Below are 10,451 nucleotides of genomic sequence, written 5' to 3' on the forward strand. Positions count from 1 at the left end.
GATCTGGCTAAGAAGCTGCCTGCCAATGTCACGCCAATCATGCACTCCGATCAAGGCTGGCAATACCAGACCCGTGAATACCAGTCTCGGGTACATGCTATGGGGATCGTTCCCAGCATGTCTCGTAAGGGTAACTGTCACGATAATGCGCCAATGGAAAGTTTCTTCAATCTGCTCAAGCGTGAACGGATCAATCGGCAACCCATCAAAGATCTTTCAGAGCTGAAACAAGTCGTGACTCACTACGTCACGTGGTTTAATCATGATCGCATCTCACTCAACAAAAACGGCCTGACTCCGATCGAATACCGGACTCATGCCGTAGCGTAATTATTTTTCAAACTGTCTAACTTTTTTGTTGCACTTCATCATCGCCTCACTCCTTTCTGTTGATGATTTATATACTACGGGATAGATGTGGCGAAACTTTGCCCGTTTCGGGAACCTTTTGTCACCAATTTCTGGTCAATCTGTGCCCGCCGCCCGGTATACTGGTAGCGGAGGTGGTCACTGTGATCGACAGTCATTTTCATATTGCCGGTGATGTAGGCTTGCTGACCCATTTAGCCCAGCGGCAAGCGGCCGGTATCGTCAATAGTCAAAATTCTGCGGAGTGGGCCGCTATTCAGCAGTGGCGGCAGAATCACCCAGGGGCAGCCATCACGGTGTCTGCCGGCGTGCATCCTTGGGACGTCAACCGCTTAACACCGGCCAGCATGCGGCCGCTATTGCAGCAGGCACCCGTGATTGGTGAAATAGGTTTGGACGCGGTCTGGACTAAGAATCCGCTCAGCCAGCAGCGGGTCGCCTTTGTGCAGCAGCTGGCCTGGGCTCGGGACTGGCATAAACCGGTAATTTTGCACACTAAAGGTGCTGAAAAAGAAATTCTGACCACGATCCGCCAATTCCCTAATCGTTACTACATCCATTGGTATGACAGCCCGGAACATTTATCCGACTATCTCCGCCTCGCCACCTATTTCTCCGTTGGCCCTTCCCTGGGTCTTGATCCAGCCGTCACGGCTCTGGCCGAAACAGTCCCCTTAGATCGGCTGCTCCTGGAATCTGACAGGCTTGAATCAATCACTTGGGCGACCGAGCAGAAAGTTGATACCTACGCCGACTATGATCGCTTCATGACCGATCTGCTTGCCCGCCTGGCACATTTGCGCGGCGTGTCTCCCGGCGCCCTGGCTGACCAGCTCACGGCGAACCTGACCCGCTTTTTGGCAAAAGAATAGCATCCCAGTCAGAACCGGGATGCCATCAGAATCATAATTGAATTAACGAACCAAATAGCCGCCGTCCACTGGTACGATGGCCCCGTTCAAATAGTTGGCGGCATCGCTGGCCAAGAATACAGCAATGCCCATGAGTTCATAAGGTTCTGCCCAGTGGCCTGCTGGGATCCGATCCAAGATTTCTTGGTTCCGGGCTTTATCGGCCCGAATCGGAGTCGTGTTGGCGGTCTTAATATAGCCTGGTGCAATGGCATTGACCTGAATATTGTAGGCGCCCAGTTCACTGGCGAAGGCCTTGGTCAGACCGGCCACACCATGCTTGGCGGCCGTGTAGGACGGAATAAACTTGCCGCCTTGGAACGACAGCATGGACCCGATGTTGATGATCTTACCGGACTTCTGCTTTGCCATGACCTTGGCCGCCGCTAGGCTCAAGTGGTAGACCGCAGACAGGTTGATCGCAATGACATTGTCCCAGTCCTGATCCTTGCTTTCCAGTAACGGATTGCGCTTGATCATGCCCGCGTTGTTCACCAAGATGTCAATGCGGCCAAACTTATCTAAAGCCGTCTGGATGACCTTGTCTGCTGCATCCGGCGTCGTTAAATCAACTTGCATGAATTCGACCCGGCGGCCGCGTTTCTCCACCATGGCCCGGGTCTCAGCCCACTGCTCCGTGCCATGGCCGGCCACCAAAACATCAGCGCCGGCTTCGGCCAAAGCCACCGTATACCCCTGGCCCAGGCCGGTATTCCCGCCAGTCACAATGGCCACTTTGCCGTCCAGTTTGAACCAGTTCATCTTGAATTGGTCCAATTCTTTTTCGTGTTGTGCAATTTCTTCCGCAGATTCTGCCATATAAAATCCCTCCTGCATTAATTTCTTATATAGAAACCCTGTTTCTTATTTGTACATATCCATCATATCAAGCCGCACCAAAAAAGCAACCCCTTTATACCGGGATTGCTTCCGCTTTCTTACCCATAAAAATGCATAATTAAGTTATTCCCGCCGCTCAGACTCAAGTAATACATCACCACGACGATGGCATTGACAGCAAAAGACATCCACACGATGCCATAGCGCAGTGTATAGGGCCGGTAGCCTTCATTGCCGCGAAACCGCAGCCGGCGGCGGCCGCCATAGGCAATACTCATGAGCAGCAGCACGCTGGCCGCTGCTGCCTGCAAGGCCAAGCCCCAAAATGGCACCCGGGCGGCGCCGAAATTCAAAATGATGAAATACCCGCCTAACGTCACGGCATCGATCAAAATCGCCAATAATGGCATAGAACATCCCCCAATTCAGTTTTTCTTCAGTGTATCGGTATCTCAATTTTCGCACCTCAGCCGTTAGACCGATGTGACAAAACTGTTAGAAATGCAGTCGTGGCAACGGCTTGGGCTGTTATATCAGCACTAACAGGAACATTGCACACTGACCGCGCGGTTCGCTACACTTAAATAGTAGCAAGTACATACCAATACAGAAAGGATGATTCCTATGTTGCACTGGTTATGGGTCCTCATTGTCGGGGCCATTATCGGCGTGATCGCCGGCGCGATTACTGGCCGCTCTCTCCCCGGCGGCTGGATCGGCAATATTATTGCCGGCTTGGTCGACGCTTCTGCCGGTCAATGGCTCCTGGGCTCTTGGGGTCCCCAGCTTGCTGGCATGGCCCTGATTCCTTCGATTCTCGGGGCCATCATTTTGGTCGTAGTCGTCTCCCTCGTGCTCGGCCAAATGGGCAAATCGGCAAAAGCCTAGCCCGCATTACCGCTTGTACTTCATGATATACTCTCCCCAACTGTCCCGGGACCTCCCGCCCGGGGCAGTTTTTGTTTCACGTGAAACGGGGTATCCTTACTCTGAAAGAGGTGCCATTTAGCATGAACTATCACAAAGAGACTCAGGATTTATTTGATTCCGCACCAGATTACGCCTTTGCCCACTGCATTGCGGCTGATGCCGGCATGGGCGCGGGCATTGCCTTGACCTTCCGCCGCTACTATCCCGAAATGCCTGGCGCCGTATTAAACGCCGAACCCGCCATTGGCGACGCCATCCGTTACGTCGGCCCCGATGACCGGGTGATCTACAACCTGATCACCAAAGGCGAATCTGCTCAACTCCCAGAACGCAGCGACTTCGAAGCCGCGCTGCGCACGCTGAAAGAAGCCCTCATCGCCCACCACGAAAAGAAACTCGCCATCCCCCTCATCGGCGCCGGCATCGACCGCCTGGATTGGCGCGAAAGTGCTCCGTTCATCCAAGAACTCTTTGCGGACACGGATATCGAGATTATGGTCTGCCGGCTGAAATAGGCAAACCCACCCACACAAATAAGGATCCCAGTTATAATTCGGCTGGGATCCCTATTTTTAGATTGTAAAAGTTAGATTCTTCTGCGTACCTAGCGCCAAGGAGGATATCGCCTACCAGATCTTAACCCGATCCTCCGGCTTCTTATACAACCCATCCCCAGGCTTAACATCGAAGGTCGTATACCAGTCATCCTGGTTCTGCACCTGAATATTCGCCCGCAGCTTATTCGGCGCATGCACATCAATCGCCAAAATAAACTTCGCATACTCCGGCCGCGCCTTTTCCCGCCAGATCCGGCCCCAGTTCAAGAAGAATGCCTTCAGATCCACATCTGCATCCTTCTTCGCTGTCGCCAAAGCCGCCGCTAAGCCGCCATCGTCCGCAATATTCTCGCTGACGATTTGCTTGCCGTTGACCGTGCCGCCAGCGACCTTGAGCCCATCGAATTCATCGATCATACCTTGGGTACGCTTCTTGAATTCTGTGAAGTCGGCGTCCGTCCACCAATCCTTCATATTCCCGAATTCATCGAACTTCGCCCCGTTGTTATCGAAACCGTGACTGATTTCGTGGGCAATAACTGCCCCGATACCGCCCAGGTTCTCGCTGCGAGTCTGGTCCAAACTGTAAAACGGCGCTTGCAGAATCGCCGCCGGGAATGTGATATCGTTCCGGGACGGGTCATAGCTGGCATTGACCAAATGGCCTGGCATGTTCCATTCCGTCCGATCCACCGGTTGGGTCAACTGTTCGGCATTGTAAGCCTGCCCCGCCTTGCCCAGCGCAATAATGTTATCGAACAGACTCTTATCTGGATCCACGTGGAACCGATCGTAAACCTTCTTCGGGTGATCCGGATAGCCCATCTTCAAGACCATCTTGTTCAGTTTCACGACGGCCTTATCCTTGGTCGCCTGGGACAGCCAGTCGTTGCCGGATAGCCGTTCCTTGTAGGTCTGGATCATATCTTGCACCATTTCGGTGACGTCCTGCTTGGCTTTTTCGCCAAAGTACTTGCGGCCATAGTAAATACCGATGGGTTCGCTGAAATGACCGTTGGCTAGGCGATACGCATGCTTCTCTTGGCTTGGCGCTTCCGGCCGGCCAGTCATCGCCCGGCCAAATTCACCGCCCGCCAGCCGCAGCTCATTGCTCAACAACCCAGTGTTGCCCAGCAACTCCATCAGATAGTTCCAGTGCATGAAGCGCGGGAAGGATTCTTCGTTGAATAATTCAGAAAACTCCTTCAAGAACCGGGGATCAGCCACAATAATCTGTTCCGGCACGACCGGCAAAAGTTCCTTTAAGTAGCCCGTAAAGTCCAGCGGCGCTAATTGCTTGGCCACTTCGGCTGTCGGCGTTGGATTGTACATCGCGGGATAATCCGCCCATTCCTCGCGGCTCTTCACGTGCTTAGCGATTTCTTGGTCAAAGGCCAAGGTGTCTTTAATATACTGATCCTGGTCAGCCGCACTCAGCGGGGTCTCGGCAATGATCTTACGCGCCATCTTTTCCCAGACCGCCAGCAGCTGCTTGGCCTGGGGATTGTCCGGCGTATAGTAGGTCGTATCCGGTAAAATCGTATCCAAGCCGGCCAGCGCGTAGGAGTTCTTGCTGGTGTCCTTCATGTCCGGCTGAACGCCGCCGCCGAAGGGTACCAGATACAGATTCTGAGACAACTCAGCCATGTCAGCGGAGAAAGCACTCAGTGTTTGGTAGGATTGCAATTTTGCCAGCCGCGGCAGCACGGGCTTGATACCCGCCGCGTCCCGGGTCTTGAAATCCAGGGCTTGCTTGTACAGCGTGATGGCTTGGGCAAAGTATTTGTCCGGCGCTTCTTCTTTACCTGCCGCCATGTCGGCGAACTCGCCCATCATTTTCTTTTCGACATCCCGGGCCAGGTCGTTGAAACCGCCGGTCGACGATTCATCGTCGGGAATTACAGCGTTCTTTTCCCATTCGCCGTTCACATAATCAAATAAATCGTCTTGGATCCGTACTGTTGTCTCTGCCATGTCATTCATCCCTTCTGGATTCTGTTATATGTTCTCACTGTACTATAATGCATTGAAAAAACAAAGAGGCTCACTTCATTTCTTCCGGTCGGGCTGCATTGATCTCAATCTGGCGCAGCATCGCATAGAACGTCACCAGCTGGGCATCAGTCAATCCCTGGCGCAGGTGCTGCTGCCCGGCCAAAAGCACCTCGACCAATTTCTGATAGGTCAGCTGCCCTGCAGCACTTAGCTGGACCAGCCAGCCGCGGCGATCATCGGGGTTGGCCACCTTCGTAATCAGCTTTTGTTCCTGCAGCTGTTTCAATCGGCGGGTGACCACACTGGCAGTGATGCCCAGCCGCTGCATCAGCCAATCTTGACTGAGTTCCGTTTGCTGGCCAATAAATAACACGATTAAGTAATTATCCAAGGTCAGCTGCAGCGGGGTCAAACGGCGCTGCAAAAAGGTGTCCAGAATTCGGTGGGTATGGGTCAAAGACGCGTAAATGGCATCCGGCATAATCGGTGTGGTGGCAGGCATGGGTGATTCTCCCTCTCCTCATAAAAAAACAATCAATGTAATATATCCCCGTGGTGTAGCGCTTTTCGCGGTCTCTTCATAGCACGTTTGCGGGCAAAAAACAACCTGTCAGCCAAAAATTCTCCGTGCTATACTCGATGCATTGCGACGAGAACACACCATCGAGAGACGGTGGCTGTACACAATTTAACGGGGAGGTCATTCGATGCAGAACTTGAAACTTTTCACACCCACAGATAACGCACATGTATGGCTGGACGCTGATACATACTTGTATGCAGGGCCCACTGGCATCGTGTCGTTGAATCGGCAGGCGGGAGACGACGTAGAAACACTGGATCGGTTAAATTACCGTTTTTTCCGCAGCAATTTTCCCCTGTTCCTTTTCCACTATTTCCCAGCGATCTCCTTGGTCGATGTGCACACGCTGGAAGTTCGCCTAGACCAGTTCTATGAGAACACCGTGCGGTAACGCTACTGACTATCGTCGCTGCTGGTCGCGGCCGTGCCCTGGGTCTTGCTCAGGCTAGCCGCCCAGCGCAGCGTGCTCAGCGCATCCTGACCGGTAAACGTGTAAAGCCGGTCGCCATCATTCCAGATTACTCGTTGGCCGGAATCATCCGTCGCAGGGGTCACCAGCGTGACCGCCCCCTTATCACTGGGGAGCGGCAGTGCCGTTTTGGCTAGCTGGCTGACCACTTTTTCCGCCAACGGTTGGGCGTCATCATGGGTGCTGCTGTCTTGGACAGTCAGCACCCATTTGTTATCCGCCCAATGCAAATAATGCGCCGTGGGCCCGCCGGTTTGGGTGGCAGTGACGCCTTGACCCAGCTTGACGGTACTCAGCCCGCTTTGCACCGGTTCGGCGTTGACGGCCGCGGCGGCAGTATCGCTGCTCGTATAATCCCGCCAGGTAAGCTGGTACTGCCACTGAGCGGTGGCGGTTTTTTGCAGATCCTGACTGGTGTCGCTGGGGGTGTACTGCAAAATTGTTTGGTCCCCGCTGGCGGTACTGCTGACCTGCCAGTACCCATTCTTTGGCGGTGTCTTCAGCAGATACAGCTCTCCGGCCAGATCCTGAGTCAGCTGGGTGTTGATTGCCGCCAGGGCGTCCTTCGGGCTGAGATCACTCACGTCCTGGCTGCTGCTCGTTTGGCTGGCATCTTCTTTTTGCTTGCTTTGGCTGCTGGCCGACGTTTTTGCCGAGCTGTGGTCGCTGGCCGGCGTAGTTGGCTGACAGGCAGCCAGCAGCAGCGCACCGCTGGCCGCCAGCATGAGTAGTGATACTTTGCGCATACGCAAACTCCTTTCTGAATGAAGGCCCTGAATTAAAATAGATGATTCCATTATAGGCTATTCCTCTGGATGTATGTGCTATCATTGAGGATACGGAGGTGTCAATATGGCAATATTAACGGATACTTATACGCTGGCCAACGGCGTGCAGATCCCCAAGATCGGCTTCGGCACTTGGCAGGTTGCGCCAGGACAGGAGACTTACGACGCGGTTACTACGGCGTTAAAGTTGGGCTATCGGCACATTGATACGGCTTACGCTTATCGCAACGAAGCCGATGTCGGCCGGGCCATTCGCGATTCCGGGCTGAAGCGGGAAGACGTTTTTGTCACCACCAAGCTGCCCGCAGAGGTCAAAGATTACGACCGGGCCTTAGATACGTTCAACGAGACCATGGCCCACTTGGACCTGGGCTATGTCGATCTTTACCTGATTCATGCCCCCTGGCCATGGGGTCAGCGGGGGCAGGACTACACCGCCGGCAACCTGGCGGCGTGGGATGCCTTTGAAGAAATTTATCGCACCGGCCGAGCGCGGGCCATTGGCATTTCTAACTTCGCGGTCAAGGATATGCAAGCGGTTCTGGACCATGCGCAGGTCGCGCCGATGGTCAACCAGATTCATTGGTCCATCGGTTATACTGAACCGGAAATTACCGACTACGCGCAGAACCACGGCATGCTGGTGGAAGCTTATTCCCCGCTGGGCACTGGCCGATTGATTGGGAATAAAGATATTCAGGCGGTCGCGGATCATTACGGTGTCAGCACCGCCCAACTGGCCATTCGTTATTGTATCCAAAAGGGTGTGCTGCCGCTGCCCCGCTCAATCAATCCAAAGCATATTCAAGCCAATCAAGATATTGACAGCTTCGTCATTAATGCTCAGGATATGGCTGCCTTGAACGCGCTGCATCTGCGCTGACGACAATAAAAGGCCCCCGCGGGGGCCAGAGGGCGCAGGCCGACGGTCAGAAGCGGCGGCAGAAGGGCACCCCGGCACAAAACCCGCACTTAGGTTTTTTGCCGGGGTGCCCTTCTGCCATAGCTTCTGTCGGCCGGAGCCCGTTTAGACAGTCAGCTGGTCGTGTTCAAACGTGATCAGCTGCTGTTTCATCGCCGTCCCCGCACGGTATTGCCCCACACTGCCATCTTGTCGGACGATCCGGTGGCAGGGGAGCACGATCAGCAGCGGATTCTTGCCGACGGCACTGGCCACGGCCCGGACAGCGTGTGCCAACCCGCAGCGGGCCGCCAGCGCGGTGTACGATATCGTAGTACCGTACGGGACTGCCGCTAATGCTTGCCACACCTGTTGCTGTTGAGGTGTGCCGGTGCTGAAGGGCGCCAGCGGCCACTGCACCGTGTGCTGGGCGCCCGTAAAGTAAGCGGTAAATGCCATTTGCAAGGCCACAGCCTGATCCGAGGGCATCGGGGCGGCAGCAACTGTCCGCCACTGCGGGGCAAACTGCTGCCACTCGTTCAGCCCCACCCGGCCTGGGCTGCCGACAAAGACTAATCCTTGGGGTGCTGTGATCACCGTGAACTCGCCCCAGGGCGAATGCACTGCCGTCGTTAAATACTCGGTCAACATAAGCCCTCCTTAGCCAAGGCGTATTAATTGCCCCCGCCCAGGCCTTCGCTTTATAATGTACTTGTAGATTGAAACACGCGTTGATCTACATGTGTTGCGGCAGGCAAGGCCGCGACTCTCCCTCTGTACCGGGTGTATCTCTGGACGGCAAGCCGGGGATACACAAAGAGCTGGTCGATACAAACTCGGGTATTGACCAGCTCTTTTTTTGTCCAGCGCCAGAGAGCGTAGGCCGACGGTTAGAAACGTCAGCACAAGGCAGGGGAAACGAAAAAACTGGGCTTAGGTTTTACGTTTCCCCTGCCTTGTGCTCCAGCTTCTGTCGGCCGAAGCGTGTTTAGCCGGTGGCACACGTTAAATTATATTAACCGCGAGGAACGAATGTGACTTTAACATCACTCTGATACGCGTCCGCAATCTTCGCCAAAGTTTCCAGAGACGGCACACTCTTGCCCTTTTCTAAATTAAAGACACTAGAGTACGCAATCCCGGTCGCCTCAGAGATACTCTTGCGATCGGCGTTTTGGTCTTCTCGGAAATCGCGTAGGAAGTTGCCGGCAGTTTGGGCCGCATCTTCATGACTATTATTTCGCGAAATCACAAACGAAGCCTTTTTATCCTCTGGGGCAACAGCGACGGGAGCGGCCTTTTTCGGTGCCTCTTGCGTCCCAAACAAGGCCGGCACGTCAACATTCAGGTCAGGATTTAAAGATTTCAATGTTTGTAACGTATTTAAGATGCTCTGACTGATCGTTTTTAATTCGTCTTCCGAGGCATCCACGGGAATCGCGATTTCTGCAACGCCACTGTGGATGGGGATCTTTAATTCGATGGTATTTGTTGAATCCACTAAAACCCCTCCAATGTATTATCAAGCTATAAATAATAATACACTCAACACAACCGATATGCAAAAGAAAAAAGATATAAAAAGTACTGCGGTAATCACCGGAAAGCTCCGGTGGACCGCCCTCCATCCCGCTTTTAGCCGGTCGCTTGAGAAATAATAAAAAAATGTAAAGAAACCATGACAAAATTGTGTGCATGTCCGGCGGTACTGATATATGAGGAAAAAACAAAAGGCGCGGCTTGCGCCGGCGCCTGATCATTCAGATAGGTATTAACTCATGCCTGAAACTTGAAAGCCCGAAAGTGCACTGATGCCTTGGTAATTGTGAGATGGCGGCGGGAATGATCTTGTTTTTGTCAGATTCCTAATAGGTCGACAAGATTCTTCGGAAGAAAACTGACAAAATGGTCAACGATGTTATTTATTACTTCCTCTGCCGTGCCCACTAAAGTGGCTCCCAGTGTGGATAGTGCCTTCAGAAGCCATGCCAGTGCTTGCGTTACTGCAATGTCTGGCATGACTTCATTCATCTCGTAAAACAGATCGCCAAGTGTGCGTTCATCCTCGTTTAACCGCTGTTGCCACGCCAACAGGTCATACGTCATCA

The 10,451-nt window shown here is 53.5% G+C and carries 13 protein-coding genes and 1 pseudogene; 6 read left to right on the forward strand and 8 right to left on the reverse strand.

The window, feature by feature from the left end:
* Positions 1–330 (forward strand): IS3 family transposase (locus tag H627_RS0114460; RefSeq protein WP_027829497.1); only part of this gene is annotated, 330 nt, incomplete at its 5' end.
* A 182-nt stretch (positions 331–512) separates the two neighbouring features.
* Positions 513–1,241: a TatD family hydrolase gene (locus H627_RS0114465; protein ID WP_027829498.1), complete on the forward strand. Its 729-nt coding sequence runs from the start codon at positions 513–515 to the stop codon at positions 1,239–1,241.
* Between the two features lie 42 nt (positions 1,242–1,283).
* Here H627_RS0114465 and kduD read toward each other — a convergent pair whose 3' ends face one another.
* Together kduD and H627_RS0114475 are read right to left on the reverse strand one after the other, a co-directional pair.
* The gene (gene kduD, locus H627_RS0114470; protein ID WP_027829499.1) at positions 1,284–2,099 is read right to left on the reverse strand and encodes a 2-dehydro-3-deoxy-D-gluconate 5-dehydrogenase KduD; all 816 of its coding nucleotides are present in this window, start codon (positions 2,097–2,099) and stop codon (positions 1,284–1,286) included.
* A 119-nt stretch (positions 2,100–2,218) separates the two neighbouring features.
* Positions 2,219–2,530 (reverse strand): hypothetical protein, encoded by a 312-nt coding sequence (locus H627_RS0114475; protein WP_027829500.1) that lies wholly within the window; start codon positions 2,528–2,530, stop codon positions 2,219–2,221.
* A 214-nt stretch (positions 2,531–2,744) separates the two neighbouring features.
* On the opposite strand from H627_RS0114475, the gene H627_RS0114480 reads away from it, so the two are divergent.
* Both H627_RS0114480 and H627_RS0114485 read left to right on the forward strand, forming a co-directional pair.
* Positions 2,745–3,008, forward strand: coding sequence for a GlsB/YeaQ/YmgE family stress response membrane protein (locus H627_RS0114480; protein ID WP_035441250.1), 264 nt, complete (start codon positions 2,745–2,747; stop codon positions 3,006–3,008).
* A 122-nt stretch (positions 3,009–3,130) separates the two neighbouring features.
* The gene (locus H627_RS0114485) at positions 3,131–3,565 is read left to right on the forward strand and encodes a macro domain-containing protein (protein WP_027829502.1); all 435 of its coding nucleotides are present in this window, start codon (positions 3,131–3,133) and stop codon (positions 3,563–3,565) included.
* A 111-nt stretch (positions 3,566–3,676) separates the two neighbouring features.
* Here H627_RS0114485 and H627_RS0114490 read toward each other — a convergent pair whose 3' ends face one another.
* Positions 3,677–5,581: a M13 family metallopeptidase gene (locus tag H627_RS0114490; RefSeq protein WP_051225466.1), complete on the reverse strand. Its 1,905-nt coding sequence runs from the start codon at positions 5,579–5,581 to the stop codon at positions 3,677–3,679.
* A 70-nt stretch (positions 5,582–5,651) separates the two neighbouring features.
* Positions 5,652–6,104, reverse strand: a complete 453-nt coding sequence (locus H627_RS0114495; RefSeq protein ID WP_027829504.1) for a MarR family winged helix-turn-helix transcriptional regulator — start codon at positions 6,102–6,104, stop codon at positions 5,652–5,654.
* A gap of 205 nt (positions 6,105–6,309) precedes the next feature.
* Between H627_RS0114495 and H627_RS0114500 the strand changes: the two genes are divergently transcribed.
* Positions 6,310–6,576 carry a hypothetical protein gene (locus H627_RS0114500; protein WP_027829505.1) on the forward strand — a complete coding sequence of 89 codons (267 nt, stop codon included), beginning with the start codon at positions 6,310–6,312 and terminating at the stop codon, positions 6,574–6,576.
* 2 nt (positions 6,577–6,578) lie between these two features.
* Here the strand turns inward: H627_RS0114500 and H627_RS0114505 are convergent, their stop codons facing one another.
* Positions 6,579–7,400 carry a hypothetical protein gene (locus tag H627_RS0114505; RefSeq protein ID WP_027829506.1) on the reverse strand — a complete coding sequence of 274 codons (822 nt, stop codon included), beginning with the start codon at positions 7,398–7,400 and terminating at the stop codon, positions 6,579–6,581.
* Positions 7,401–7,506: 106 nt separating this feature from the next.
* Here H627_RS0114505 and H627_RS0114510 point away from each other — a divergent pair, with 106 nt between their 5' ends.
* On the forward strand, positions 7,507–8,325 hold the full coding sequence (locus H627_RS0114510; protein WP_027829507.1) for an aldo/keto reductase family protein: 819 nt from the start codon (positions 7,507–7,509) through the stop codon (positions 8,323–8,325).
* Between the two features lie 144 nt (positions 8,326–8,469).
* On the opposite strand, the gene H627_RS0114515 is transcribed toward H627_RS0114510, so the two are convergent.
* The 3 genes and pseudogenes from H627_RS0114515 to H627_RS20370 form a co-directional block, all read right to left on the reverse strand.
* Positions 8,470–8,991, reverse strand: coding sequence for a methylated-DNA--[protein]-cysteine S-methyltransferase (locus H627_RS0114515; protein WP_226999203.1), 522 nt, complete (start codon positions 8,989–8,991; stop codon positions 8,470–8,472).
* Positions 8,992–9,358: 367 nt separating this feature from the next.
* The gene (locus tag H627_RS18605) at positions 9,359–9,844 is read right to left on the reverse strand and encodes a helix-turn-helix domain-containing protein (RefSeq protein WP_035441252.1); all 486 of its coding nucleotides are present in this window, start codon (positions 9,842–9,844) and stop codon (positions 9,359–9,361) included.
* A gap of 356 nt (positions 9,845–10,200) precedes the next feature.
* Positions 10,201–10,451: pseudogene (locus H627_RS20370) on the reverse strand (IS4-like element ISLho3 family transposase); the annotation flags it as partial.

This window comes from Schleiferilactobacillus harbinensis DSM 16991 (genome assembly GCF_000425885.1).
GTDB classification, from domain to species: Bacteria; Bacillota; Bacilli; order Lactobacillales; family Lactobacillaceae; genus Schleiferilactobacillus; species Schleiferilactobacillus harbinensis.